This is a genomic window from Streptomyces sp. GL_141 (genome assembly GCF_057834385.1).
This window is the reverse complement of the sequence record NZ_CM174402.1, coordinates 6,985,662-7,011,052: the sequence shown is the minus strand read 5'-3', so window position 1 is coordinate 7,011,052 and position 25,391 is coordinate 6,985,662. Positions and strand designations below refer to the sequence as shown.

The following is a 25,391-nucleotide window of genomic DNA, read 5'->3' as shown; positions in this document are numbered from 1 at the left end:
GGAGATCTCAGCCCTTCTGCTTCCGGCGCCGGGCCGCCGGCACCGTACGGCCGACGATCACGGTCCGTCGGGAGGTCTTGGCCGGTGCGTCCTGCGGGGTCGCACCGCCCTTGCCCAGCGCCTTGCGGACGCCGTAGCCGAAGGCCGCGACCTTGACGAGCGGGCCGCCGAAGGTGGACGCCACGGTGGAGGACAGCGCGGAGGCGTTGGAGGTGACTTCCTGTACGTCGCTCGCGATGGCGTCGACCCGGTCGAGCTGGGTGCGGGCGGAGCGGACGGTGGTGGAGGCGTCCGCGAGCAGCGGGACGGCCTGTTCGGTCACGTCGGCCACCAGCTTCGTGGTCGCCTTCAGCACCTGGGCCAGCCTCACCAGCACCACGGCGAGGAACGAGACCAGGATGGCCCAGAAGACGGCCACGAGGATCCCGGCCACCTCTCCACCGGACACGTTCACACCGCTCTCTACAGATTGATCACCAAGCGAAAAAGTCGTCCTCCGACCCTATCGCGCCGGAGATCCGCCGCAGTACCGGAAATCCGGGGCGCCACCCCTGCCGGGCGTCCGCGGTCGACCCGCCTTGTACGCAGCGCATGCGGACCAGTACGCTCCGTGTCCCATGCGACAAAGACCCATTCCACGAAGGACGCCGGGCAATCTTCCCTCGGACCTGAGCGGCTTTGTCGGGCGGGGCGGGGAACTTTCCGAGCTGGGGCGGCTGCTGGACGCCTCGCGCCTGGTCACGGTGACCGGTGCGGGCGGCGTGGGCAAGACCCGCCTGGTACTCGCGGCGGCCAGGGCGGCCGCCGACGCGGCGGCCGGTCCCGGCCGCCCTTCCGACGCGGGCGGCCCCGCCGATGCGGCGCAGGAACGCTACTGCGACGGGGTGTGGCTGGCCGAGCTGGCCGCCGTACGGGATCCGGCGCTGCTGGAGCTGACGCTCGCCGAGGCGCTCGGGCTGACCGACCACACCACCCGGCCGCCCCGGACGGTCCTTGCCGAACACCTGGCCGAGCGGCGGCTGCTGCTGGTCCTGGACGGCTTCGAGCAACTGGTCGACGAGACCGCCGACCTGGTACGGGACCTGCTGCGCCGCTCCCCCGGCCTGCGCGTGCTCGCCGCCGGCCGGCGACCGCTGACCCTCGACGGGGAGCTGTCCTGGCCGCTGGCCCCGCTGGATCCGGAGGAGTCCCTGGCCCTGCTGATCGAGCGGACCTCCGCGGCCGATCCGGCCTTCGCCCTGACGGAGGCCAACCGGGCGGCGCTGGCCGAGCTGTGCGCCCGCCTCGACGGCCTGCCGCTGGCGCTGGAGCTGGCGGCGGGCCGGCTGCGCACCCTGTCGCCGGACCAGGTGCTGTCCCGGCTGGAGGACCGCTTCGCCCTGCTGACGGGCGGCTCGCGCGGCGCGCTGCCCCGGCACCGGGCGCTGCGCACGGCGATCGGCTGGAGCCACGAGCTGTGCACGGCCGGGGAGCGGCTGCTGTGGGCGCGGCTCTCGGTGTTCGCCGGGCAGTTCGACCTGGACGCCGCCGAGTACGTGTGTGCGGGGCCGGACCTGCCGGTGGATTCGGTGCTGGACCTGGTCGGGGAACTGCTGGGGCAGTCCCTGCTGGTCCGGGAGGAGACGGCGGCCGGGGTCCGCTACCGGATGCTGGAGAGCGTACGGATCTACGGGGCGGGCTGGCTGGAGTCGCTGGGCGACGCCCGGCGGCTGCGGCGCCGGCACCGGGACTGGTACATGGGGCTGGCGACCTGGTGCGAGCTGGACTGGTTCAGTCCGCGCCAGGAGGAGGTGGCCGCGCTGGTGGAGGCGGAACTGCCGAACCTGCGGCTCGCGCTGGAGTGCTGCCTGGACGAGCCGGAGGAGGTCCACCTGGGCCAGTACCTCGCGGGCACCCTGTGGTTCTTCTGGGCGGGCTGCGGCCGGCTCACCGAGGGCCGGCACTGGCTGGACCGGACCCTGGAGGGCGACCTCGGACACAGCGGCTCGACGGGGGTGGAGTACGAGAGCTCCCGGCTGAAGGCGCTGTGGGTGCTCGGGTACGTCGCGGCCCTGCAGGGCGACTCGGTGGCCTCGATGAGCGCGCTGTACGAGTGCCGGGACGGGGCCGCGCGGAGCGAGAACCCGGTGGCGGGCGCGTACGCCGTGCACCGGATGGGCTGCCTGGCCCTGATCTCGGACGACATGGCCCGGGCCGGGGAGCTGCTGGGCTCGGCGCTGGAGCGCTACCGGGAGGCCGGGGAGCTCAACAGCAACGTGCTGATGTGCCAGGTGGAGCTGGCGATGGCGCTGGCCTTCCAGGGGGATCTGGCGGGTGCGCTCTCCCTGTGCCGGGAGGTCCGGGACATCTGCGAGGAGCGCGGGGAGCGCTGGACCAAGGCGTACGCCCTGTACGTCCTGGCGTACGCGGCGCTGGACGCCGGGGGCACGGCCGAGGCGCGGCGGCTGCTGGCCGAGTGCGTGGCCATCAACCACACGTTCCGCGATCTGGTCGGGCTGGTGCTGGCGGTGGAGCTGCTGGCGCTGGTCACGGTGGCCGAGGGGCATCCGGCGGAGGCGGCGGTCCTGCAGGGCGCGGCGGAGCCCCTGTGGGACGGGGTGGGGATGCGGCTGTTCGGCTCGGGGTACTTCAACGCCCCGCGGCTGATGTGCCAGGAGCGGGCGGGCGAACTGCTGGGCGCCGAGCGGTACGCGTCCTGCGCCCGGCACGGCCGGACCCTGCCCCTGGACGCCCTCGTGGAGCGCGCCCTGCGGGGACCGGAGCCGGCTCCCGTACCGGCGGGTCCGCTGCCGAGGCCGCGCGGCGGGGACGGGCGGGCGGAGCGGCCGATGGCGCGCCCGGGGGCGAAAAGCAGGAAACCCGCCGGCTCCCCCGAAGGGGAACCGGCGGGCTGAACCAGCCTGTGAGGCTACGTCCGCTGGTGTTGCTCGATCAGCGGGCGTAGTACTCGACGACGAGCTGCTCGTCGCAGATGACCGGGATTTCCTTGCGGTTCGGGTCGCGGTCCAGGCGGAAGGCCAGGGCCTTCAGGTTGACCTGCAGGTAACGGGGGGTCTCGCCCTCGCCTGCGTAGCCACCCTCACGGGCAACCTGGAACGGAACCTTCTCGCGGCTGCGCTCGCGCACCGTGATGACGTCGTCCGGACGGACGCGGAACGACGGCTTGTCGACCTTGTCGCCGTTGACCTCGATGTGGCCGTGAACGACCATCTGGCGAGCCTGGTAGATGGTGCGGGCGATGCCCGAACGCAGGACCAGGGCGTCGAGGCGACGCTCGAGCTCGACGACCAGCGCCTCGCCCGTCTTGCCTTCGGCCTTCTTGGCGCGGTCGTACGCGCGGGCCATCTGACGCTCAGAGATGTCGTACTGAGCGCGCAGACGCTGCTTCTCCAGCAGACGAACCTTGTAGTCCGAGTTCTGCTTGCGGCCACGGCCGTGCTCGCCCGGCGGGTAGGGGCGGGCCTCGAAGTACTTGACGGCCTTCGGGGTCAGCGCAATGCCGAGGGCACGCGACTTCTTGACCTTGGGTCGCTTCTGGTTCACGTGGAACCTACCTCCATGTAAGTTAGGTGAGGCTTACCTTAGCGAGGAGGACGTAATGTCTCGACCACATGGGATCCCCCTGCCCAGTGCGCACCGAAGTTCAGATCCAAACGAAACAGGATCTGCTTTCGGCGACGATAAGCAAGGTCAGCCGCGTCCCAGGGAAGGCGTTCGGCAGCTCACCGGAGCCGAACGCGTACGAACCCTCGTAGAGTCCAACGCCTCAGTATCCCTCACGCTCCCGGGTGCTTATGACCGGGAGGAGCTCGGGACAGGGATGCCGGCCGCTAGGACCGTCACCCCGGACGGGGACGTGATTCTCCTGGTATCAGGGGAATCCGCGGCTGCCAGGGCAGCCGCTCACGCCCAGGACGACGACCTCACGGCCGTGATCGAGATCACGGATGTGGCGCCGGTGTCCGTGCCCCATCGTATCCGAGGCCGAGCGTGGCTCGCCGGGTGGCTCACCCCGGTGCGCGGGGCCGCCGACCGGGCGGCCTGCGCGGCGCTGCTGGCGGAGCGGCACCCGGTCGGAGAGCTCCTCGGGCTGACCGAATCGCTCGACGCACCGTCCGCCGGCCGGCCCGAGTGGATGCTGCTGCGCCTGGAGGTCGGCGAGATCTCGGTGGACGACCTGTGGGGCGCCGAGCACGTGGACCCGGAGCTGCTGGCCGCGGCCGAGCCCGACCCGATGGTGGCCCACGAGACGGAGCTCCTCCAGCACCTGGCCTCCTCGCACGGAGACCGGATGGGTGACCTGTGCGGCCTGCTGGGCACCCGGGAGACGGCGGGCCTGACGGCGGTCCCCCTCGCCCTGGACCGGCTGGGCCTGCGCGTGCGCTTCACCCGCGGCGCCACCGCCTTCGACGCCCGCTTCGACTTTCCGGAGCCGGTGACCGACGTCGGCGGCCTGCGCCGGGCGATGAGCACGCTCTTCTCCGGCTAGGCCGCGGGGCCTACGGGCAGGTGCCGAGCATCTCCTGGAGCGCCTGCTTCTCCGGCGGGGTCACGGAGAGCCCGTACTTCGCCTTGATCCCGGTGTACCGCCGCGCGTACTCGCACCAGTAGCCCTTCTGGGGCGGCTTCCACTTGTCCGCGGTCTTGCTGCTCTTGTCGTAGTTCGTCTGCTTGTCCACGGCGAGCAGCACGTCCAGGTCGTTGGCGTACTCCAGGCGCCGCTGCGGGGTCCACGCGTACGCGCCCCCGCGCCAGGCGGCGCCGAGGGCGACGACGTGGTCGGTCTGGATCTGCGAGGCGCGGCGGTAGTAATAGGGGAGCTCCTTCCCCGTGTACGGGTCCTTCAGCACTCCGGAGAGCACGACGCAGGGGTTCCTGTCGCCCTCGCGCAGCTCCCGGAGGTCCCGGCGCAGGACGTCGTCCCGGGTGTCGCACCCGTTGCGGCCGCCGATGGCGTCGGTCTCGTCGGACCAGTACCTGCCGAAGTTCTCGCGCTTGTACGTCTCCCAGTTCTTGCCCCACTCGACCGTGAGCTTGCCCAGCTCGGCCTTGGCGGCGGCCGCGGCGGGCGGGAACCCGGCGCTCGCGAGGGGGACCTGGGCGACGAGTGCGGCGGCGCTGGCCTGCGCCCTCTCGCCGTCTCCGTGGTGACACCCACTGAGCAGCAGCACGGCTGCGCCTGCGGCGATCCACGCGGTGGCACGTCCCATGCGACGGAGCCTAGGCCCGGCCCTCGTGCCCGGCGCCCGCGACACGACGCCGCTGCGCGGGGCCGTCCCCTACCCGCCCTTCCACCGTTCCCTGGGGCTCCGCCCCAGACCCCGCTCCTCAACGCCGGAGGGGCTGGATATTCCAGCGGTCACATGTCGGCTGACGCCGGCCAAATCCAGCCCGGCCGGCGTTTGAGGCCACCCTCAGCCCCTCCGGCGTTTGAGGAGCGGGGGTCCGGGGGCTGGCCCCCGGGAACGGCGCCGCGGGTCAGGACCCGGCGCCCCGGAGCCGCTCGCGGACCTTCTCCACCACGTCCGCGTAGCGGGCCTCCGCGCCGTACCGCGTCGGTTCGTAGTACCGCTTCCCGTGCACCGCATCCGGCGCGTACTGCTGCGCAGCAATCGCTCCGGGCACGTCGTGCGGGTACACGTACCCCACCGCGTGCCCCAGCTTGGCCGCCCCCTTGTAGTGCCCGTCACGCAAGTGCGTCGGCACGGACCCCGCCAGCCCCGCCTTGACGTCGGCCAGCGCCGCGCCGATCGCCGTCGTCGCGGTGTTCGACTTCGGGGCCAGCGCCAGCGCGATCGTCACGTGCGACAGCGTGAGCGAGGCCTCCGGGAAGCCGATCATCGCCACGGCCTGGGCGGCCGCCACCGCGAGGGGCAGGGCCGTCGGGTCGGCCAGTCCGATGTCCTCGCTCGCCGAGATCATCAGCCGGCGCGCGATGAACCGGGGGTCCTCCCCCGCTTCGATCATGCGCGCCAGATAGTGCAGCGCCGCGTCCACGTCCGAGCCCCGGATCGACTTGATCAGCGCGCTGGCCACGTCGTAGTGCTGGTCGCCGTCCCGGTCGTACTTCACCGCGGCCCGGTCGACGGCCTCCTCCACCGTCTGGAGGCTGATCTCGGGCTCGCCCTTGGCGATCGCCGATCCCGCGCCCGCCTCCAGGGCCGTCAGCGCGCGCCGCGCGTCGCCGCCGGCGATCCGCAGCAGGTGCGCCTCCGCGTCCGCCGGCAGGGTGACCGCGCCGCCCAGGCCGCGCTCCTCCGTGAGCGCCCGGTGCATCAGGGCGCTCAGGTCCTCGTCCGTCAGCGGTTCCAGGGTCAGCAGCAGCGAGCGCGACAGCAGCGGGGAGATGATCGAGAAGTACGGGTTCTCCGTGGTCGCGGCGATCAGCGTGACCCAGCGGTTCTCCACGGCGGGCAGCAGGGAGTCCTGCTGCGCCTTGCTGAAGCGGTGGATCTCGTCGAGGAAGAGGACGGTGTCCTTGCCGTATCCGCCGGCGGCCCGCTTGGCGCCCTCGATGACGGCCCGTACTTCCTTCACGCCGGCGGTGATCGCGGACAGCTCGACGAACCGCTTCTTCGTCGCCTGGCTCACCACGTACGCGAGCGTGGTCTTCCCGATGCCCGGCGGGCCCCAGAGGATCACCGAGGAGGCGCCGGCGGGACCGCCCGCCCCGTCCCCGACCAGCCGCCGCAGCGGGGAGCCGGGCTTCAGCAGGTGCTGCTGGCCGACGACCTCGTCCAGGGTGCGCGGGCGCATCCGGACGGCGAGCGGAGAACTGGAGGGGTCCTTCGCCTGGCGGTCTTCGGCGGCTGCGGTGAAGAGATCTGGTTCCACACCGGAAGCCTATGCGAGGCCACCGACACTCCCGCCCGTAGCGCCGGCCGGGCTCAGGAGGTCCAGAAGTCCCACCAGCGGGTCAGGATCAGCATGCCGATGATCCCGATGTGCAGGACGGGCAGCACCCAGGTGAACTCGTCGAAGAGGGCGCGCAGCCAGCCCGGGGCGGGCAGCAGGCGGTTGCGCACGTTGTGCGAGGTGACGTACCAGAACATGACGATGGTGGCGACCCAGGCCAGGCAGCACCACAGGCACAGGGAGTTGATCGTGTAGAGCGACTGGTACATCAGCCAGGTGCAGAAGCCGACGCCGAAGAGCATCCCGGCGTTCAGGGTGAGCCAGTACCAGCGCGGGAAGCGCGCCCGGGCGAGCAGGCTCATGCCCACGCACACGACCATGCCGTAGGTGACCAGCCCCAGCATCGGGTTCGGGAAGCCGAAGACGGCCGCCTGGTCGCTCTTCATGATGTTGCCGCAGGAGACGATCGGGTTGAGGCTGCAGCCCGGGGTGAAGTTCGGGTCCTCCAGCAGCTTGAACTTGTCGATCGTGATGACCCAGGCGGCGAGCAGTCCCGCGGCTCCCGTGATCACCAGCAGCAGGGCGAGCGCCCGGCTGCCGCCGACGGCCGTCCGCGGCTCGGCGGTGTCCGTATCGGTCCCTCGTGTCGTCATCCCGCCCGCTCCACATCTGCAAGGTCAACAAGCACGGGCCATTGTGCCGTACCCGACCACTGTCCACCGTTCGACGGACAGGAGGAGGTACGCACGGGGGGACCGGTGGACGGGCTTCCGCCACACCATGGATGACATGACACAGAACGCGGTGGAAGTACGGGGGCTCCGCAAGCAGTACGGCGAAGTCACCGCGGTGGACGGACTGGACCTGACGATCCGGCGGGGCGAGGTCTTCGGCCTCCTGGGGCCCAACGGCGCCGGCAAGAGCACGACGGTGGAAATACTCCAGGGGCACCGGGAGCGGGACGGCGGCGAGGTTCTCGTCCTCGGCGCGGACCCCGCGACCGCCGGCCGGGCCTGGCGCTCGCGCGTCGGCATCGTCTGGCAGGACGAGTCGGCGCCCGCCGAACTGACGGTACGGGAGACGGTGGAGCACTTCGCCCGCTACTACCCGGCCCCTCGCGATCCGGCGGAGGTGATCGCCCTGGTCGGTCTGGAGGACAAGCGCGGCCACCGGATCAAGAGCCTCTCCGGCGGGCAGCGGCGCCGCCTCGACGTGGCGCTCGGGGTCATCGGCGACCCCGAACTGCTGCTCCTGGACGAGCCCACGACCGGCTTCGACCCGGCGGCCCGGCGGCAGTTCTGGGACCTGATCCGGCTGCTGTCCGACTCGGGCACCACCATCGTGCTCACCACCCACTACCTGGAGGAGGCCGAGGCCCTCGCCGACCGGCTCGCGGTCATCGCCCGCGGCAAGGTCGTGGCGGAGGGCGAACCGGCCGCGCTGCGCGCCCGTCTCGGAACCGGCGCCACCGTCGAGTGGACGGACCGGGACGGCAGCCCGCGCAGCAGCTCCACCGAGACGCCCACCCGTACGGTCGCCGAGCTGGCGGCCCGCTTCGACGGGGAGGTCCCCGACCTGAGGATCACCCGCCCCACCCTGGAGGACGTGTACCTGCGCCTCACGGGCCAGCTCGACCGGAACACGACGCGGCAGGAGGAGTCCCGATGAGCACGGAGACCGGTACGGGCACGGGCACAGGCACGGGCACAGGCACAGGCACAGGCACAGGCACAGGTACGGGCAAGAGCGCGGCCGGGGCGCTGCCCGGTGCCTGGTCCCTCGGCATGGGCCGCGGAGTGCTGGAGATCCGGCAGTTCGTCCGCCAGCGCGACGCGGTGATCTTCACCTTCGCCTTCCCCATCGTCTTCCTCGCGCTCTTCGCCTCGATCTTCAGCGAGGGCATGGAGGGCAGCGGGGTCACCGCCTCCCAGATGTACGCGGCCGGCATGGTCGCCGCCGGCATCATGTCCACCAGCTTCCAGTCCCTCGGCATCTCCATCGCCGTCGAACGCGACGAGAAGGTGCTGCGCCGGCTGCGCGGGACCCCGATGCCGCCGGCGGCGTACTTCCTCGGCAAGGTGTGGATGGTGCTGGCCACCGGCCTCGCCGAGACCGCGATCCTGCTGCTGGTCGGCTCCACCCTGTTCGACCTCGATCTGCCGACGTCCGCCTCCAAGTGGCTGACCTTCGCCTGGATCTTCGTCCTGGGTCTGGCCGGCTGCGCCCTGCTCGGCATCGCCATCAGCAGCCTGCCCAAGTCCGGCAAGAGCGCCAGCTCGGTGGTGGTCCTGCCGTTCCTGATCCTCCAGTTCATCTCCGGCGTCTTCATCCCGGTCCACCAGATCCCGGACTGGCTGCTGAACATCGGTGCGCTGTTCCCGCTCAAGTGGATGTGCCAGGGGCTGCGCGGGGTGTTCCTTCCCGAGTCCGCGGCCGTTTTCGAACAGGCCGGCGCCTGGGAGTATGGCCGGGTCGCCCTGGTCCTGGGCGCCTGGGTGCTCGGAGGGCTGGTGCTGTGCCTGCTGACCTTCAGGTGGAAGAACCACCGCGACGGCTGACCGCCTTCGCCGGGGCGGCCGGAGCGCGCGAGTCCCACGTCTGGGACCGCGCGTTCGGGCCGTGGGACCTCTACTTCGCGGTGGTGTGGCTCGCGACCGCGGCCTTCGTCCTCGGCGCGGACTCCCCCGGGCCGGCGTACCGGATCACCGCCGTCGCCCTGCTCGCCCTCCTGATCCCCTGCTACCTCGGCGCCGGACGCCCGCTGCTCCAGCTGGCGCCCGGCGCCGCGTCCCGGCGCTCCGCCCGCTACCTGGGCGTGGCCCTGGCCCTCTTCCTGCCGGCCGCCGCCCTGGCCGGCGAGTCCCGGCTGATCACCTTCGCCCTCGCCCCGCAGTGCTTCATGCTGCTGCCCCTGCGGCGCGCGGTCGGCGCGGCGGGCCTGTTGTGTCTGCTGCCGGTGGCGGGCTGGGCGCTGGTGTGGCGGCCGGAGGGGCACACCGTCTTCGCGAGCGCGCTCGGTGCGCTCGTCACCTTCCTCTTCTCCGCCTTCTTCGGTGCCTGGATCGTCCGGATCATCGAGCAGAGCGGGCACCGGGCCTCCCTCATCGCGGAACTCGACGCCAGCCGGGAGGAGGTGGCCCGGCTCTCCGCCGAACGCGGCGCACACGCCGAAAGGGAACGCATGTCCCGCGAGATCCACGACACCCTCGCCCAGGGCTTCACCAGTCTGCTGATGCTCGTACAGGCCGTGCAGTCGGAACTGGACACCGATCCGGAGCGGGCCCGGCACCATCTGGAGCTGATGGCCGTCACCGCCCGGCAGAACCTGGCCGAGGCCCGCGCCCTGGTGGCGGGCGGCGCGCCCGCGGACCTCGACGGCGGTTCGCTGCCCGACGCGGTACGGCGGCTCGCGGCCCGGCACGATCCGCCGGCGGACGTCTCGGTGACCGGGGAGGTCCGGCCGCTGGCCGCGGTCCTGGAGGTGGTGGCCCTGCGGTCCTGCCAGGAGTCCCTGTCGAACGCCGCCAAGCACGCCGGACCGCAGGCGCGCTGCGCGGTGTCCCTCGCCTACGGCGGCTCCGAACTGACCCTCACGGTCCGGGACACCGGCCGGGGCTTCGACCCGGCGGCCCCCGCACCGGGCTACGGCCTGCGGGGCCTGTTCGCCCGCGCGGCCGAGGTGGGCGGCACGGCGGCGGTCGACAGCGCCGCCTCGGCCGGCACCACCGTCACCGTCACCCTCCCGATCCGCTGAGGAGCCGTACGACATGATCCGCATCCTGCTGGCCGACGACCACCCGGTGGTACGCGAGGGGCTGCGCGGCATGCTCAGCGCCGAACCGGACCTGGAGGTCGTCGCGGAGGCCTCGAACGGCCCGCAGGCGGAGGCGCTGGCCGCGCGGCTGGTCCCCGAAGGCGGCCTGGACCTGATCCTGATGGACCTGCGGATGCCGGGCGGCGACGGAGTCGAATCGATCGCCCGCATCACGGCGGCCCGGCTGCCGGTACGGGTGGTGGTGCTGACCACGTACGAGGAGGACCGGGACATCCTGCGCGCGGTGGAGGCCGGGGCGGCGGGCTACCTGCTGAAGGACATGGCGCGGGCGGAACTGGCGGCCGCGATCCGGGCGGCCGTGCGCGGCGAGACCGTCCTCGCCCCGACGGTGGCGGGCCGCCTGGTGGACCGGCTCCGCACCCGCCCGTCGCTGCCGCGGCTCTCCGACCGGGAAGTGGCGGTGCTCCGCCTGGTCGCGGAGGGCGCGACCAATGCCGAGATCGGCCGCCGCCTGTTCGTGGCGGAGTCCACGGTCAAGACCCACATGCTCCGCATCTTCGGAAAGCTCGAAGTCACCGACCGCACGGCGGCGGTGACCACGGCCATGCGGCACGGCTTGCTGTGACGGCGGCCGCTCATTTCAGCCTCGCCTGCGTTTGAGGCGCGGGGTCCGGGGCGGAGCCCCGGGAAACGGCGAAGGGGCGGGGCGGGGAGAGGTCCGCGAAGCGGCTCCCCCCGGCCCCGCCCCAGCAGGCGGCAAACGTCAGGCCAGGCGGGCCTGAACGGTGGCGACCACGTCGGCGACGGCCACCGGCGTCTGCTCCCCGGACTGCATGTCCTTCAGCTGGACCACGCCCTCTTCGAGGTCACGGTCCCCGGCGACCACCGCGAAGCGGGCCCCGCTGCGGTTCGCGTCCTTCATCGCACCCTTGAGGCCCTTGCCCCCGTAGGAGATGTCCGCGGCGACACCGGCCCGCCGCAGCTCGGTCACCAGACCGAACAGCACCGGCTTCGCCGCGCCCAGGGCGATCGCGAAGACGGAGGTCGCGGACGGGATGTCCAGTTCGACGCCCTCCGCTTCGAGCGCCAGCACCGTACGGTCGACGCCCAGCGCCCAGCCCACCGAAGGCAGCGCCGGGCCGCCGATCATCTCGGAGAGGCCGTCGTAGCGGCCGCCGCCGCCCACCGCGGACTGGGAGCCCAGACCGTCGTGGACGAACTCGAAGGTGGTGCGGGTGTAGTAGTCCAGGCCGCGCACGAGCTTCTCGTCGTCCTCGAAGACGACCCCGGCCGCCGTCACCAGCGCCCGCACCTCCTCGTGGTACGCCTTGCAGGCGTCGCAGAGGTAGTCGCGCAGCATCGGTGCGCCGACGAGCTGCTTCTGCACGTCGGTCCGCTTGTCGTCGAGCACGCGCAGCGGGTTGATCTCGGCCCGGCGCACGGTCTCCGCGTCGAGGTCGAGCCCGCGCAGGAAGGCCTGGAGGGCCTCCCGGTACACCGGGCGGCACTCCTTGTCGCCGAGCGAGTTCAGCAGGATGCGGAAGTTGCGCAGGCCCAGCGAGCGGTACGCCTGGTCGGCCAGGATGATCAGCTCGGCGTCCAGGGCCGGGTCCTCGGCTCCGATGGCCTCGGCGCCGACCTGGGAGAAGTGGCGGTAGCGGCCCGCCTGGGCCCGCTCGTAGCGGTAGTACGAGCCGGAGTACCAGAGCTTGACGGGCAGGCCGCCGAGCTTGTGCAGGTTGCCCTGGAGGGCGGCGCGGAGCACGGAGGCGGTGCCCTCGGGGCGCAGGGCGAGCTGGTCGCCGCCCTTCGTGGTGAGGGTGTACATCTCCTTGCTGACGATGTCGGTGGACTCGCCGACGCCGCGCGAGAACAGCTCGACGTTCTCGAAGCCGGGGGTCTCGACGTACCCGTAGCCGGAGTTCTTCAGGGGCGCGGAGATCGCCTCGCGGACCGCCAGGAAGGTGGCGGAGCGGGGCGGCAGCAGGTCGTACGTGCCCTTGGGGGCCTGAAAAGTACTCACGAAACTCTCGTCACATTCCTCGTCGTGGAGACGTGAAGCCGTCTCCCAGGCCGGCGGCCACCTGCCGCAGGTACGGGTTGGTGGCTCGCTCACGGCCAATGGTCGTGTGCTCGTTGTGTCCGGGCAGCACCACGGTCGCGTCGTCGAGCGGCAGGCACACGCGGGCCAGCGACTCGAGCATGTCGGCGTGGCTGCCGCCGGGGAAGTCGGTACGCCCGATGGAGCCGGCGAAGAGCAGGTCGCCCGAGAACAGCAGCGGCGGGATGTCCGCCGCCTCGGGCATCCCGAAGGTCACCGACCCCCTGGTATGTCCGGGGGCGTGCGACACGGTGAGCTCCATGCCCGCGAGGGCGAGCTTCGCTCCGTCGGTCAGTTCCTTGACGTCGGAGGGCTCCCCCACCGTGAGCTCGCCCATGAGCTGGGCTCCGAGGGAACGGCCCAGCGCCTTCTCCGGGTCGCTCATCATGAAGCGGTCCTCGGGGTGGATCCAGGCCGGTACGTCGTGTGCTCCGCACACCGGGACCACCGAGGCCACATGATCGATGTGGCCATGGGTGAGGACGACCGCGACGGGCTTGAGCCGATGCTTCTTCAGCGTCTCTTCGACACCCTGGGTGGCCTGGTGGCCCGGGTCGATGATGACGCACTCCTCACCGGCGGCGGGGGCGACCACGTAACAGTTGGTCCCCCAGGCCCCGGCGGGGAATCCGGCAATCAGCACGTTCGTCCTCAATCGTCGTCCGGCGGGAGGCTTGCAGATCGGAATGCTGCTGCTCAGAGCCTACCGGCGCCGCTCATTACACAGCGAACCCATATACGGTACGGCCTAACCCAGCCCGGACAGTGGTACCAGATACGCACAAGGAGACGACCCGGTGGTCACGAGCGATCAGCGGCGGCGCCAGCTCGCCAGGGAGAAGTACGAACGCCAGCAGAAGCGGCGTGCCGAAGCGCGGCAGAAGTCGCGCAAGCGGCTCGCCGTGATCGGTGCGGCGGTGGCCGTGGTCGTGGCGACGCTGGTCGGCCTCGTGGCCGGCGGTGTCTTCGACAAGGACAAGAAGGACGAGGCGGCCGATCCGGCCGCGACCCCTTCGGCCTCGCCCACCCCGCAGCAGTCCCCCTCCCCGGCGATGGCGATCGACGCCAAGGCGAAGTACACCTTCGACCTGAAGACCAGCGCGGGCGACGTCAAGTTCGAGATGGACGCGGCGAAGACCCCGCAGACGGTCAACTCGTTCAAGTCGCTCGCCGACAAGAAGTTCTTCGACAACACCAAGTGCCACCGTCTGACGACGGGCGGCATCTTCGTCCTGCAGTGCGGTGACCCGCAGGGCACCGGCATGGGCGGCCCCGGCTACACCATCGCGGACGAGAACCTCGACTCGCTGGGCAAGCCCAACGAGACCGGCCAGGTCATCTACCCGGCGGGCACGGTGGCGATGGCCAACACTGGCCAGCCCGGCTCGGGCGGCAGCCAGTTCTTCCTGGTCTACAAGGACAGCCCGCTGGCTCCCTCGTACACCCCCTTCGGCAAGATCGACGCGGCCGGTCTGAAGGTGCTCGAAGAGGTGGCCAAGGCCGGTACCGCCGACGGCGGTCAGGACGGGGCCCCCAAGACCCCCGTGACGATCGAGAAGGGCACCGTCACCCAGAACTGACCGGGACCGGGCGCCCCGGGCCCGGGCTGTATCCGCGATGGCGCTTCTTACGCCGGTACGTCGATATTCCGTCGTGCTGGATGCGGACAGCCGGCCCGGCGGTCGCCTATGTTGGCGTTGTGCAGGGCGGGCGCGGCCCGCCCCAGGAAACTGTGGACGATGCCCAGGGGGTGAACCCCTCGCAAGGCATCAGGTGGAGGAGGCGCTGTGAGCAGCGACCCGTGGGGCCGAGTCGACGAGACCGGCACCGTGTACGTGCGTACTGCCGATGGCGAGAAGGTCGTCGGCTCGTGGCAGGCCGGCACCCCGGAGGAGGCCCTGGCCTACTTCGAGCGCAAGTACGAGGGCCTGGTGGTCGAGATCGGCCTCCTCGAACGACGGGTGCGGACCACCGATCTGGCCGCCAAGGACGCCCAGACGGCCATCGAGCACCTGCGCACGCAGGTGGACGAGCACCACGCCGTCGGTGACCTCGACGCGCTGCGCGTCCGGCTCGACAAGCTGGTGTCGACCGTGGACTCGCGCCGCGAGGAGCGCAAGGTCCAGAAGGCCAAGCAGACGGACGAGGCCCGTACGGCCAAGGACGCGCTGGTGGCCGAGGCCGAGGAGCTGGCGCAGAGCGACCAGTGGCGCAGTGCCGGCGAGCGGCTGCGGGCCCTGGTGGACATCTGGAAGGGTCTGCCCCGTCTCGACCGCAAGTCGGACGACGAGCTGTGGCACCGCTTCTCGCACGCCCGCTCCGCCTTCTCCAAGCGCCGCAAGGCCCACTTCGCCTCGCTCGACGCGCAGCGCGAGGACGCCCGCAAGGTCAAGGAGAAGCTGGTCGCGGAGGCCGAGTCGCTGTCGAAGTCGGCCGACTGGGGTCCGACGGCCGCGCGCTACCGCGAGCTGATGGAGAACTGGAAGGCCGCGGGCCGCGCGCAGCGCGAGTCCGAGGATGACCTGTGGAACCGTTTCCGCGGCGCCCAGGACGTGTTCTTCGCGGCGCGCAGCGAGGTCTTCGCGGAGCGCGACGCGGAGCAGGTGGAGAACCTGAAGCTGAAGGAAGAGCTGGCCGACGAGGCCGAGAAGCTCGTCCCGATCACGGACCTGAAGGCGGCCCGTGCCGCGTTCCGCTCCCTGAACGAGCGCTGGGAGGCCATCGGCCACGTACCGCGGGACGCGCGTCCCAAGGTCGAGGGCCGGATGCACACCGTCGAGCGGGCCATCCAGGAGGCCGAGGAAGGCGAGTGGCGCCGTACGAACCCGGAGGCGCGGGCCCGTGCGGCCGGTCTGACGGGTCAGCTGCAGGCGGCGGTCGACAAGCTGCGCGGCCAGATCGACACGGCCCGCGCGCAGGGCAACAACTCCAAGGCCGACAAGCTGTCCCGGGAGCTGGAGGGCCGTCAGGCCCTGCTGGACCAGGCGCTGAAGGGCCTGGAGGAGTTCGGGGGCTGATCTCCCGGCCGCCCGGCCTGTGAAAGGGCCCCGGTACGCACTGCGTACCGGGGCCCTTTCCCATGTGCCCCGCTAAGGCCTGCGGGCCGAGGTCACGCGGTAGACGTCGTAGACGCCCTCGACGCCCCGTACGGCCTTCAGGACGTGGCCCAGGTGCTTCGGGTCGCCCATCTCGAAGGTGAACCGGGAGGTGGCCACCCGGTCGCGGGAGGTCTGCACGGCCGCCGACAGGATGTTCACGTGCTGGTCCGACAGGACCCGGGTGACGTCCGACAGCAGCCGGGACCGGTCCAGCGCCTCGACCTGGATGGCGACCAGGAAGACGGAGGACTGGGTGGGCGCCCACTCGACCTCGAGCATCCGCTCGGGCTCCTGCGAGAGGGAGTCCACGTTGACGCAGTCCGCGCGGTGGACCGATACGCCGCTGCCCCGCGTGACGAAGCCGACGATCGGGTCGCCCGGCACCGGGGTGCAGCAGCGGGCCAGCTTGACCCACACGTCCTCGACGCCCTTGACCACCACGCCGGGGTCGGCGTTGCCGCGGCGGGTGCTGCGGCCGCGGGCCGGCGGGATGCTGTCCTCGATGTCCTCGTTGGCCGCGTCCTCGCCGCCGAGGGCCTGGACCAGCTTCTGCACGACGTTCTGCGCGGTGACGTGGCCCTCGCCGATCGCCGCGTAGAGCGAGGAGATGTCGGGGTAGCGCATCTCGTGCGCGAGGGTGACGAGGGAGTCCCCGGTCAGGATGCGCTGGATCGGCAGGTTCTGCTTGCGCATCGCCCGCGCGATGGCGTCCTTGCCGTGTTCGATCGCCTCGTCGCGGCGCTCCTTGGAGAACCAGGCCCGGATCTTGTTGCGGGCCCGCGGCGACTTGACGAAGCCCAGCCAGTCGCGGGACGGGCCGGCGCCCTCGGCCTTGGAGGTGAAGACCTCGACGAGATCGCCGTTGTCGAGGGTGGACTCCAGCGGGACGAGGCGGCCGTTGACCCTGGCCCCTATGGTCCGGTGGCCGACCTCGGTGTGGACGGCGTACGAGAAGTCGACCGGGGTGGCTCCGGCCGGCAGGGCGATGACATCGCCCTTGGGCGTGAAGACGAAGACCTCGTTGCGCGAGAGGTCGAAGCGCAGCGAGTCGAGGAACTCGCTCGGGTCCTCGGTCTCCTTCTGCCAGTCCAGGAGCTGGCGCAGCCAGGCCATGTCGTTGACCGTGTCGTGGCCCGCGGTGCCCTTGGCGGCCTGCGGCACGTCGGTCCGCACCTTCGAGGCGCCGGCGACGGTCTGCTGCTTGTACTTCCAGTGCGCGGCGATGCCGTACTCGGCACGGCGGTGCATGTCGAAGGTGCGGATCTGGAGCTCTACGGGCTTGCCGCTGGGTCCGATGACCGTCGTGTGGAGCGACTGGTACATGTTGAACTTCGGCATCGCGATGTAGTCCTTGAACCGGCCGGGGACCGGGTTCCATCGCGCGTGCACGGTGCCGAGGGCGGCGTAGCAGTCCCGGACGGTGTCGACGAGGACCCGGATGCCGACCAGGTCGTAGATCTCGGCGAAGTCGCGGCCGCGCACGATCATCTTCTGGTAGACGCTGTAGTAGTGCTTGGGGCGCCCGGTGACGGTGGCCTTGATGCGGGCGGCCCGGAGGTCGGCCATCACCTCGTCGGTGACGACGGTGAGGTACTCGTCCCGCTTGGGTGCCCTTTCGGCCACCAGCCGCACGATCTCGTCGTACATCTTGGGGTAGAGGATCGCGAAGGCGAGGTCCTCCAGCTCCCACTTGATGGTGTTCATGCCCAGCCGGTGCGCCAGCGGGGCGTAGATCTCAAGGGTCTCGCGGGCCTTCTTCTCCTGCTTCTCCCGCTTGAGGTAGCGCATGGTGCGCATGTTGTGCAGGCGGTCGGCGAGCTTGATGACCAGGACCCGGGGGTCCTTGGCCATGGCCACGACCATCTTGCGGACGGTCTCGGCCTGGGCGGCCTCGCCGAACTTGACGCGGTCGAGCTTGGTGACTCCGTCGACGAGCAGGGTCACCGCGTCGCCGAAGTCGCGCCGCAGGTCCTCCAGCCCGTACTCGGTGTCCTCGACGGTGTCGTGGAGCAGCCCCGCCATCAGCGTGGCCGGGTCCATGCCCAGCTCGGCGAGGATCGTGGTCACCGCGAGCGGGTGGGTGATGTACGGGTCACCGCTCTTGCGCTTCTGGCCGCGGTGCCAGCGCTCGGCGACCTGGTACGCCTGCTCGATCTGGCGCAGGGTGGCCGTCTCGATCTTCGGGTCGTTGCTGCGGACTATGCGGAGCAGCGGTTCCAGAACCGGGTTGTACGGGCTGGAACGCTGACCGCCGAGGCGGGCCAGCCGGGCGCGCACCCGATTGGAGGACCCGGCCGACTTCGCGGACGCGGGCTTGACCGGAGGCGCGGGCGCCGGGGTCGGCGCAGCCGGGGCGGCGGGCGGCGTGGCGGGGCCCGCCGCGGCCGGCTCGGCCTGCGGATCGGGCTGCGCGGCGGAGATTGGCTGGACCTCGTCTGGCAAGAGCGCTCCTCAGGGGGTCCCCCCGCACGGAGTGTGGGGAAGGATCCGGTGCCCGTGTCCGGTCCGGATAACCCATCGTAGCGAGGGTTCCGCCACCCCGTTCCCCGAGTCCACCGCGACTCCTGCCGGCCCGGCCACATCCAGCCCGTCCGGCGTTTGAGGACCGGGGTCCGGGGCGGAGCCCCGGGGAACGGCGGAAGGGCGGGTAGGGGACTCAACCCCGCGCAGCGGCCCGCACACGCCGAAGCGGGCGCGCTCCGGGAAATCCCGGTGCACGCCCGCTTCGGCGGAACAGCGTCGTCAGACGACGATCAGCGCGTCCAGCGGAGCCCCGCCAAGGGCCCCGGCCAGCCGCTCACGACCCGGGAGGAACGAAAGCTCCATCAGGACCGCGACCCCGGCGACCTCCGCCCCGGCCCGCCGGATCAGCTCCAGCGAGGCGGCCGCGGTACCACCGGTGGCCAGCACGTCGTCGATGACCATGACCCGGTCGTCGGCGCACAGCGCCTCCGCGTGGATCTCGATCTCCGCCGACCCGTACTCCAGGTCGTAGGACTGCAGGAGCGTCGCCCCGGGCAGCTTCCCGGCCTTGCGGACCGGCACGAAGCCGATGCCCGCCTGCACGGCCACCGGAGCCGCCAGGATGAATCCCCGCGCCTCCAGCCCGACGATCTTCGTCGCGCCGTACTGCCCGGCCAGGGCCACCAGCGCGTCCGTGAGGGCGCCGAACGCCTTCGGGTCGGCCAGCAGCGGGGTGATGTCCTTGAACATCACGCCCGGCTTCGGGTAGTCCGCCACGTCCGTGATCCGGCTGAGCAGCAGGTCCCGTACGCCGGAGGGCAGCTCCGCGGTCACCGGCGGCGTCCCGAACGGCCCTGCGCCACTACCTCCGGCGCGTCCTCGGTCCCGGCACCCTCGGACGATTCGCCCCTGGCCTCCGCCGACGCCCGCTTCGCGAGCACCCGCTTCTTCAGGGCCTTCATCGCCGGCTCGCGCTCCTTCAGGTCCACGACCAGCGGGGTCGCGATGAAGATCGACGAGTAGGCGCCGGCCGCGAGGCCGACGAACAGCGACAGCGAGATGTCGTTCAGCATGCCGGCGTCGAGGATGCCGCCACCGATGAAGAGCAGCGCGCCGACGGGGAGCAGCGCCACCACGGTGGTGTTGATCGAGCGGACCAGCGTGCCGTTGATGCTGCGGTTCGCGATCTCGCTGTACGTGTACCGGGTCTGCTTGGTGATGTCCTTCGAGCCCTCCTTGAGACCGTCGAAGACGACGACGGTGTCGTAGAGGGAGTAACCGAGGATGGTCAGCAGACCGATGACCGTACCCGGGGTGACCTCGAAGCCGACCAGCGCGTAGACGCCGACGGTGATCGTGAGGTCGTGGATCAGCGCGATGAGCGCCGCGACCGCCATCCGCCACTCGAAGGCGATGGCCAGGTAGATCACCACGAGGACCATGAAGACGCCGAGGCCGGTCCAGGCCTTGTTGGCGATCTGCTCGCCCCAGCTGGGGCCGACCAGGTCCGCGTTGATCTGGGCCGCGTCGACCTTGAGGTCGGTGGCGAGCTTGGCCTTCACCTCGGCCGCGGCTTCGGTGCCCAGTTCCGAGATCTGGATGCGCAGGCCGCCGGTGCCGAGCTTCTGGACGATCGCGGCGTGGCCGGAGGCCTCTTCCGCGTCCTCGCGGGCCTGGGCCTCCGAGACGGAGGTCTTCGGGGTGGTGAAGACGGCACCGCCCTTGAACTCGATGCCCATGTTGAGGCCCGAGACGGCCACGGCCGCGATCGCCGTGATGGTGATCAGGATGGAAACGCCGTACCAGACGAAGCGCTTGCCGACGAAGTCGTAGCCGACCTCACCTCGGTACAGCTTGGCGCCGAGATCTCCGAGCTTCGACATCTCTCACGCCTCCTTTGCGTCGACGGGAACGGAGACGGTCGCGGCGGCCGCGTCGGAGCCGGTACGACGCGAGCGTCGCAGCGGCGGCTTCGCGCCCAGTCGCTTCGGGTCCAGCCCGGACCACGGGTGACCGCTGGCGAAGAAGTTCGTACGGGCCAGCAGCGTCATGACGGGCTTGGTGAAGAGGAACACCACGACCACGTCGAGCAGGGTGGTCAGACCGAGGGTGAAGGCGAAGCCCTGCACCTTGCCGACGGTGACGATGAACAGCACCGCGGCGGCCAGGAACGACACGAAGTCGGAGACCAGGATGGTGCGACGGGCGCGCGGCCAGGCGCGCTCGACGGCCGGACGCAGGGTGCGGCCCTCGCGGATCTCGTCCCGGATGCGTTCGAAGTACACGATGAACGAGTCGGCGGTGATGCCGATCGCGACGATCGCACCGCAGACGGCCGGCAGGTTCAGCGCGAAGCCGATGCCCTTACCGAGCAGCACCATGATCGTGTACGTGAGGATGCCGGAGACGATGAGGCTGATGATGGCGACGAACGCCAGGCCCCGGTAGTACGCCAGCAGGTAGATCACGACGAGGGCGAGGCCGATGGCGCCGGCGATGAGGCCGGCCTTCAGCTGCTCGCCGCCGAGCGCGGCGGTGACGGTGGTGACGCTGTCCTCCTGGAAGGACAGCGGCAGGGCGCCGTACGAGAGCATGTTGCCCAGGTCCATCGCGGACTGCTGGGTGAAGCCGCCGGAGATCTCGGCGTTGCCGCCGGTCAGCGCCTGGCTGACGGACGGGTCGGAGATGACCTCGCCGTCGAGCACGATGGCGAACTGGTTCTGCGGGGACTGCTTGGCCGCGAGCTCACCGGTGATCTTGGCGAACTTGTCGGCGCCCTTGTCGGTGAACTGCATCGTGACGATCCAGATGCCGCGCTGCGGGTCGATGATGCCCTTGGCGTCCTTCACGTCCTGGCCGTTGACCTGGGCCGGACCGAGCACCCACTTGCCCCAGGCGTCCCCGCGCTTGCCACAGGCGAGCGTCGGGTCCTCGGGCTTGACGTTCTGCTTGACGGCAGTGCGCTGCGCCTCGTTGCTGCAGTCCAGCGCGGCGAACTTCGCCTGCAGGTCCGCGGCCGCGGCCTGGTCGGCGGTCGGTGCGGACGGCGACGTGGACGGGGTGGCCTTGTCGTCTGCCTTCTTCGACTCGCTCGCCGAGGGCGAGGGAGAGGGGGCGTTCGGGGCCTTGAGGGCCTCACTGACCGCACGGCCCTGGGAAGTGGCGCTGGACGACGGGGTGGGCGCACTGGCGGACGGGCTGCCGGAGCCGCTCGGGGCGGCGCTCGGGGAGCCGCTCGGATTGGCCTCGGGGGCGACCGGGGCACCGTCCGCCGTGGCGAGCACGGGGCGGAAGTAGAGCTGGGCGGTGGTGCCGACCTGCTCGCGCGCCTGCTGGTCGTTCGTCCCCTTGGGGATGTTCACGATGATGTGGTCGCGGCCCTGGGTCTGGACCTCGGCCTCCGACACACCGAGACCGTTGACGCGGCGCTCGATGATGCCGACCGCCGTGTTCATGTTGGTCTCGTTGATCGCGTCCGGCTTGCCGGGCTCGCTCTTGGCCTTGAGCGTGATGCTCGTGCCGCCGGCGAGGTCGATGCCGAGTCGCGGAGTCGTCTGCTTCGTGAGGAACATCCCCGCGGTGAGCGCCACCATCGCGATCAGGATGATGGCCAGGGAACGCCCCGGCCTCCCCTGAGCCCCCGTGGGCCGCCGGCCCTTCTTCGGTGCTGCCACCTTGTCGTATCTCCCTGTCCAACCGCCCCGCGCCGGGTCAGCGCGTGGACGGCCACGAAATGTGTGTGGGGACCCCTGCCCCCCGCAGAAGGGTCACTGGCGGGGACCGTCGGAGCTGCCGGTCAGGCGCTCCGCACGATCCCCGGCCCAGCGCTACTTCGCGCCGGGCTCGCCGTCGCTCTTGCCGTCCTTGGGCTCGTCGCCCTTGGACTCCTCCGCCGCGGGCTCGTCGGCCTGGGGCTCGTCCTTCTTGCCCAGGTCGAGCTTGGGGGCCTCGTCCCCGGTCAGGGAGGACGCGTCGTCCGGGACGACCGGCGTGTCGATCGTCAGATCATCGGTGATGCCGTGGACGATGCGGTTGTACTCCTCGTCCTCCAGTACGGCGCCGATGGAGTTCTTCGCGTAGATCGCGTGGACGCCGGGGGCCACCTCGAGCGTGACGGTGTCCTCGCCGATCTCCTTCACCGTGGCGTACATGCCACCGATGGTGCGGACGCCGGTGCCGGCGGTCAGCTGGTCGCGCATCTGCACGGCCGCCTGCTGCTTCTTCTTCTGGCTGCGGGTCAGCAGGAACATCGCCCCGATGATCAGCACGAACGGAAGGAGGGACATGATATTCACGGGACGCAGGTCCTTCGCATCGACCGCACAAGCGCACGGCCTTTGTACGGGGGGTGGGTACGCCGACCGTAAGGGTCGGCATCGGCGGAGTCTAGGCGAGTCCGCACCGATGGAACAACGCCCAGCATGTCACCGCAGTTCCTGAGGGGGCCAACCTCCGCGCCGTCAGGTCCCGAAGAGGCCCTGTTGTCCGCTTGATCCGTTCCCGCCGTGCTGCGGCGGAACAAGTCCCAGGTGAGCCCATGCGGCCGGGGTCGCGACCCGCCCCCGCGGGGTCCGGGCCAGCAGCCCCTCCCGGACGAGGAACGGCTCGGCCACCTCTTCCACGGTCTCCCGCTCCTCGCCGACGGCGACGGCGAGCGTCGACAGGCCGACGGGTCCCCCGCCGAAGAGCTTCAGGAGCGCCTCCAGGACGGCCCGGTCCAGCCGGTCGAGTCCGCGCTCGTCGACCTCGTAGACCTTCAGGGCGGTGCCGGCGACCGCGCGGTCGATCACGCCGTCGGCCCTGACCTGGGCGTAGTCGCGGACGCGGCGCAGCAGCCGGTTGGCGATACGGGGGGTTCCGCGCGAGCGGCCGGCGATCTCGGCGGCCCCGGCGGTGTCGATCTCCACGTCGAGGAGGCGGGCGGAGCGGTGGATGACGCGCTCCAGCTCCTCGGGGGCGTAGAACTCCATGTGCCCGGTGAAGCCGAAGCGGTCGCGCAGCGGGGGCGGGAGCAGACCGGCCCTGGTCGTGGCCCCGACCAGGGTGAACGGGGGCAGCTCCAGCGGGATGGCGGTGGCTCCCGGGCCCTTGCCCACGATCACGTCGACGCGGAAGTCCTCCATGGCCATGTAGAGCATTTCCTCGGCGGGCCGGGACATGCGGTGGATCTCGTCGAGGAAGAGGACCTCGCCCTCCTGGAGGGAGGAGAGGATGGCGGCGAGGTCGCCCGCGTGCTGGATGGCGGGGCCGGAGGTGATCCGGATGGGCGCGCCCATCTCGGCCGCGATGATCATGGACAGGGTGGTCTTCCCCAGGCCCGGGGCGCCCGACAGCAGCACGTGATCGGCGGTGGCACCGCGCTGGCGGGCCGCCTTCAGGACGAGGTCCAGCTGCTGGCGGACCTTCTCCTGCCCGACGAACTCGCCGAGGTCCTTGGGCCGCAGGGCCGCCTCGACGGCGGTGTCCTCGCCGTCCGCCGCGGCTGCGACGATCCGGTCGTCGCTCTCGTCATCCCAGTTCACGGTGTCAGTCTGCCTTCTCGGGTGATGCGGTGGTCCGTCGCCTGCGGGTGGCCCTGCGGGGCATTCTCCCCGCCCCGCCCCTTCTCCGTTTCCCGGGCTCCGCCCCTGACCCGCGCCTCACACGCCTGCGGGGCCGGGAGGGGTACCCGGGCGGGGCCTGAGCGTGCCCTTCGGAGGAATCCCGGCCCGCCGGGCACGCACAGCGCTGCGCGCACGTGCGGCCGGACGCCGGCCACCTTCGGCCCCGCCTGCGTTTGAGGCGACCTCAATGGCGCCGCACCTCGGTCACCGGGCCCGGTTCAGGGACTGGAGGGCCGCCCTCAGGAGCTGCGGGACGGGGGCCGCCCCGCCGGCGGCGATCGCGGCCTCCGCCTGCGGGGTGACGGCCGAGACCGCGTCCTCCGCGTCGCGGGGCGCGTAGCCCAGTCCGACCAGCGCGGCGGACAGCTGCTCCGACCACGGCGCCGGGCCGGAGGCGGCCGCGCGCTGCGCGCCGACCATCCCGCTCGATCCCAGCGGCGCGCCCAGCTTGTCCTTGAGGTCCAGCAGGAGCTTCTGCGCGCCCTTCTTCCCGATGCCGGAGACGGCCATCAGCGCCTTCTCGTCCCCCACCGAGACGGCGATGCGCAACGCGTCCGGGCTGTGCGCCGCCAGCATCGCCTGTGCGAGCTTCGGCCCGACCCCGCTGGCGGTCTGCAGGAGCTCGAAGACCTGGCGCTCGTCGTCCTCGGCGAAGCCGTACAGGGTCAGCGAGTCCTCCCGTACGACCAGAGAGGTCGCCAGCCGGGCCGGCTCACCGGTCCGCAGGCCGGCGAGGGTGTTCGGCGTGCAGTGCACGGCCATGCCCACTCCCCCGACCTCGATGACGGCCAGGTTGGGGGCGAGCGCGGCGACCGGGCCGCTGACGAAGGCGATCATGTGGTGCGGCCTTTCAGGGCGCTGGCATGCCGGTTGACGGCCTGCTGGAGGCGGTTCTGCGCGGGGGCGCGCCAGATGTGGCAGATGGCGAGGGCGAGGGCGTCCGCGGCGTCGGCGGGCTTGGGCGGGGCGGACAGCCGCAGCAGCCGGGTGACCATGGCTCCGACCTGTGCCTTGTCGGCGCGCCCGCTGCCGGTGACGGCGGCCTTGACCTCGCTCGGGGTGTGCAGCGCGACCGGTATGCCGCGGCGCGCCGCGCACAGCATGGCAACGGCACTGGCCTGGGCGGTGCCCATCACCGTGCTGACGTTGTGCTGACTGAACACCCGCTCCACGGCGACGACTTCGGGCCGGTACTCGTCGAGCCACTCCTCGATGCCCTGCTCGATCCCGACGAGCCGGTTCCCCAACTCGGCGTCCGCGGGCGTCCGTACGACCCCCACGCCCAGCATCGTCAGGGGGCGGCCCGCCACCCCCTCGACCACGCCGACACCGCATCGGGTCAGGCCGGGGTCAACGCCCAGTACGCGCACCGTGCCCCTCCTTCGATCGCCTGTACGTGCAGCTATGCAGGCTATCGGGTGCCACTGACAAAGCAGCGGGCCGACAGGTGTGTCCTGTCGGCCCGCCGAAAACAGCAGCCATCAATTGAGCAACCC

At 71.3% G+C, this 25,391-nt stretch carries 23 protein-coding genes; 8 read left to right on the top strand and 15 right to left on the bottom strand.

Annotated features, from left to right (window positions below):
• Window positions 1-7: 7 nt before the first annotated feature.
• Window positions 8-448, bottom strand: a complete 441-nt coding sequence (locus tag AC3IX6_RS31245) for a DUF948 domain-containing protein (RefSeq protein WP_274547934.1) — start codon at window positions 446-448, stop codon at window positions 8-10.
• Between the two features lie 169 nt (window positions 449-617).
• Here AC3IX6_RS31245 and AC3IX6_RS31240 point away from each other — a divergent pair, with 169 nt between their 5' ends.
• On the top strand, window positions 618-2,894 hold the full coding sequence (locus AC3IX6_RS31240; RefSeq protein ID WP_489366600.1) for an ATP-binding protein: 2,277 nt from the start codon (window positions 618-620) through the stop codon (window positions 2,892-2,894).
• 37 nt (window positions 2,895-2,931) lie between these two features.
• Here AC3IX6_RS31240 and rpsD read toward each other — a convergent pair whose 3' ends face one another.
• Entirely contained in the window at window positions 2,932-3,543 is a 612-nt protein-coding gene (gene rpsD, locus AC3IX6_RS31235) for a 30S ribosomal protein S4 (RefSeq protein ID WP_008740451.1), read from the bottom strand.
• 55 nt (window positions 3,544-3,598) lie between these two features.
• On the opposite strand from rpsD, the gene AC3IX6_RS31230 reads away from it, so the two are divergent.
• Window positions 3,599-4,489, top strand: a complete 891-nt coding sequence (locus tag AC3IX6_RS31230) for a DUF2470 domain-containing protein (RefSeq protein ID WP_489366599.1) — start codon at window positions 3,599-3,601, stop codon at window positions 4,487-4,489.
• A 10-nt stretch (window positions 4,490-4,499) separates the two neighbouring features.
• Here the strand turns inward: AC3IX6_RS31230 and AC3IX6_RS31225 are convergent, their stop codons facing one another.
• From AC3IX6_RS31225 to AC3IX6_RS31215, 3 genes are all read right to left on the bottom strand, one after another.
• A complete protein-coding gene (locus AC3IX6_RS31225) occupies window positions 4,500-5,210 on the bottom strand; it encodes an HNH endonuclease family protein (protein ID WP_489366597.1) in 711 nt (236 codons plus the stop codon).
• Between the two features lie 268 nt (window positions 5,211-5,478).
• The gene (locus AC3IX6_RS31220) at window positions 5,479-6,834 is read right to left on the bottom strand and encodes a replication-associated recombination protein A (protein WP_489366595.1); all 1,356 of its coding nucleotides are present in this window, start codon (window positions 6,832-6,834) and stop codon (window positions 5,479-5,481) included.
• Window positions 6,835-6,887: 53 nt separating this feature from the next.
• Window positions 6,888-7,508 (bottom strand): vitamin K epoxide reductase family protein, encoded by a 621-nt coding sequence (locus tag AC3IX6_RS31215; RefSeq protein ID WP_489366593.1) that lies wholly within the window; start codon window positions 7,506-7,508, stop codon window positions 6,888-6,890.
• Window positions 7,509-7,644: 136 nt separating this feature from the next.
• Between AC3IX6_RS31215 and AC3IX6_RS31210 the strand changes: the two genes are divergently transcribed.
• The 4 genes from AC3IX6_RS31210 (at window position 7,645) to AC3IX6_RS31195 (ending at window position 11,255) form a co-directional block, all read left to right on the top strand.
• On the top strand, window positions 7,645-8,523 hold the full coding sequence (locus tag AC3IX6_RS31210; protein ID WP_489366591.1) for an ABC transporter ATP-binding protein: 879 nt from the start codon (window positions 7,645-7,647) through the stop codon (window positions 8,521-8,523).
• Between the two features lie 116 nt (window positions 8,524-8,639).
• Window positions 8,640-9,413, top strand: coding sequence for an ABC transporter permease (locus AC3IX6_RS31205; RefSeq protein ID WP_489371614.1), 774 nt, complete (start codon window positions 8,640-8,642; stop codon window positions 9,411-9,413).
• Window positions 9,371-10,609 (top strand): sensor histidine kinase, encoded by a 1,239-nt coding sequence (locus AC3IX6_RS31200; RefSeq protein WP_489366589.1) that lies wholly within the window; start codon window positions 9,371-9,373, stop codon window positions 10,607-10,609. Before AC3IX6_RS31205 ends, AC3IX6_RS31200 begins: the two co-directional genes overlap by 43 nt.
• 13 nt (window positions 10,610-10,622) lie before the next feature.
• Complete coding sequence (locus AC3IX6_RS31195) at window positions 10,623-11,255, top strand: response regulator (protein WP_489366588.1); 633 nt, start codon at window positions 10,623-10,625, stop codon at window positions 11,253-11,255.
• Between the two features lie 138 nt (window positions 11,256-11,393).
• On the opposite strand, the gene hisS is transcribed toward AC3IX6_RS31195, so the two are convergent.
• Both hisS and AC3IX6_RS31185 read right to left on the bottom strand, forming a co-directional pair.
• Window positions 11,394-12,653: a histidine--tRNA ligase gene (gene hisS, locus AC3IX6_RS31190; RefSeq protein WP_489366587.1), complete on the bottom strand. Its 1,260-nt coding sequence runs from the start codon at window positions 12,651-12,653 to the stop codon at window positions 11,394-11,396.
• A gap of 10 nt (window positions 12,654-12,663) precedes the next feature.
• On the bottom strand, window positions 12,664-13,374 hold the full coding sequence (locus tag AC3IX6_RS31185; protein WP_489366585.1) for an MBL fold metallo-hydrolase: 711 nt from the start codon (window positions 13,372-13,374) through the stop codon (window positions 12,664-12,666).
• Between the two features lie 154 nt (window positions 13,375-13,528).
• On the opposite strand from AC3IX6_RS31185, the gene AC3IX6_RS31180 reads away from it, so the two are divergent.
• Complete coding sequence (locus tag AC3IX6_RS31180; RefSeq protein WP_489366584.1) at window positions 13,529-14,311, top strand: peptidylprolyl isomerase; 783 nt, start codon at window positions 13,529-13,531, stop codon at window positions 14,309-14,311.
• Between the two features lie 207 nt (window positions 14,312-14,518).
• Complete coding sequence (locus AC3IX6_RS31175; protein WP_489366583.1) at window positions 14,519-15,748, top strand: DUF349 domain-containing protein; 1,230 nt, start codon at window positions 14,519-14,521, stop codon at window positions 15,746-15,748.
• A gap of 72 nt (window positions 15,749-15,820) precedes the next feature.
• On the opposite strand, the gene AC3IX6_RS31170 is transcribed toward AC3IX6_RS31175, so the two are convergent.
• The 8 genes from AC3IX6_RS31170 to ruvC form a co-directional block, all read right to left on the bottom strand.
• A complete protein-coding gene (locus AC3IX6_RS31170) occupies window positions 15,821-18,271 on the bottom strand; it encodes a RelA/SpoT family protein (RefSeq protein WP_489366581.1) in 2,451 nt (816 codons plus the stop codon).
• A gap of 300 nt (window positions 18,272-18,571) precedes the next feature.
• On the bottom strand, window positions 18,572-19,126 hold the full coding sequence (locus AC3IX6_RS31165) for an adenine phosphoribosyltransferase (protein ID WP_489366579.1): 555 nt from the start codon (window positions 19,124-19,126) through the stop codon (window positions 18,572-18,574).
• A complete protein-coding gene (secF, locus tag AC3IX6_RS31160) occupies window positions 19,123-20,175 on the bottom strand; it encodes a protein translocase subunit SecF (RefSeq protein WP_489366578.1) in 1,053 nt (350 codons plus the stop codon). The genes AC3IX6_RS31165 and secF overlap by 4 nt, the downstream gene beginning before the upstream one ends.
• A gap of 3 nt (window positions 20,176-20,178) precedes the next feature.
• On the bottom strand, window positions 20,179-21,966 hold the full coding sequence (gene secD / locus AC3IX6_RS31155) for a protein translocase subunit SecD (protein ID WP_489366576.1): 1,788 nt from the start codon (window positions 21,964-21,966) through the stop codon (window positions 20,179-20,181).
• Between the two features lie 153 nt (window positions 21,967-22,119).
• Window positions 22,120-22,587: a preprotein translocase subunit YajC gene (yajC, locus tag AC3IX6_RS31150; protein WP_489366574.1), complete on the bottom strand. Its 468-nt coding sequence runs from the start codon at window positions 22,585-22,587 to the stop codon at window positions 22,120-22,122.
• A gap of 165 nt (window positions 22,588-22,752) precedes the next feature.
• Window positions 22,753-23,814: a Holliday junction branch migration DNA helicase RuvB gene (ruvB, locus tag AC3IX6_RS31145; protein ID WP_489366572.1), complete on the bottom strand. Its 1,062-nt coding sequence runs from the start codon at window positions 23,812-23,814 to the stop codon at window positions 22,753-22,755.
• A gap of 285 nt (window positions 23,815-24,099) precedes the next feature.
• Complete coding sequence (gene ruvA / locus AC3IX6_RS31140) at window positions 24,100-24,732, bottom strand: Holliday junction branch migration protein RuvA (RefSeq protein WP_489366570.1); 633 nt, start codon at window positions 24,730-24,732, stop codon at window positions 24,100-24,102.
• Window positions 24,729-25,265, bottom strand: coding sequence for a crossover junction endodeoxyribonuclease RuvC (gene ruvC / locus AC3IX6_RS31135; RefSeq protein ID WP_489366568.1), 537 nt, complete (start codon window positions 25,263-25,265; stop codon window positions 24,729-24,731). Before ruvC ends, ruvA begins: the two co-directional genes overlap by 4 nt.
• Window positions 25,266-25,391: the final 126 nt, after the last annotated feature.

Coding starts and splice junctions, on each gene's coding strand:
- AC3IX6_RS31225 (WP_489366597.1), bottom strand. CDS start 5,210: ATGGGACGTGCCACCGCGTGGATCGCCGCAGGCGCAGCCGTGCTGCTG.
- AC3IX6_RS31215 (WP_489366593.1), bottom strand. CDS start 7,508: ATGACGACACGAGGGACCGATACGGACACCGCCGAGCCGCGGACGGCC.
- AC3IX6_RS31205 (WP_489371614.1), top strand. CDS start 8,640: ATGGGCCGCGGAGTGCTGGAGATCCGGCAGTTCGTCCGCCAGCGCGAC.
- ruvA (WP_489366570.1), bottom strand. CDS start 24,732: ATGATCGCCTTCGTCAGCGGCCCGGTCGCCGCGCTCGCCCCCAACCTG.
- AC3IX6_RS31210 (WP_489366591.1), top strand. CDS start 7,645: ATGACACAGAACGCGGTGGAAGTACGGGGGCTCCGCAAGCAGTACGGC.
- secF (WP_489366578.1), bottom strand. CDS start 20,175: ATGTCGAAGCTCGGAGATCTCGGCGCCAAGCTGTACCGAGGTGAGGTC.
- AC3IX6_RS31240 (WP_489366600.1), top strand. CDS start 618: ATGCGACAAAGACCCATTCCACGAAGGACGCCGGGCAATCTTCCCTCG.
- AC3IX6_RS31230 (WP_489366599.1), top strand. CDS start 3,599: ATGTCTCGACCACATGGGATCCCCCTGCCCAGTGCGCACCGAAGTTCA.
- AC3IX6_RS31195 (WP_489366588.1), top strand. CDS start 10,623: ATGATCCGCATCCTGCTGGCCGACGACCACCCGGTGGTACGCGAGGGG.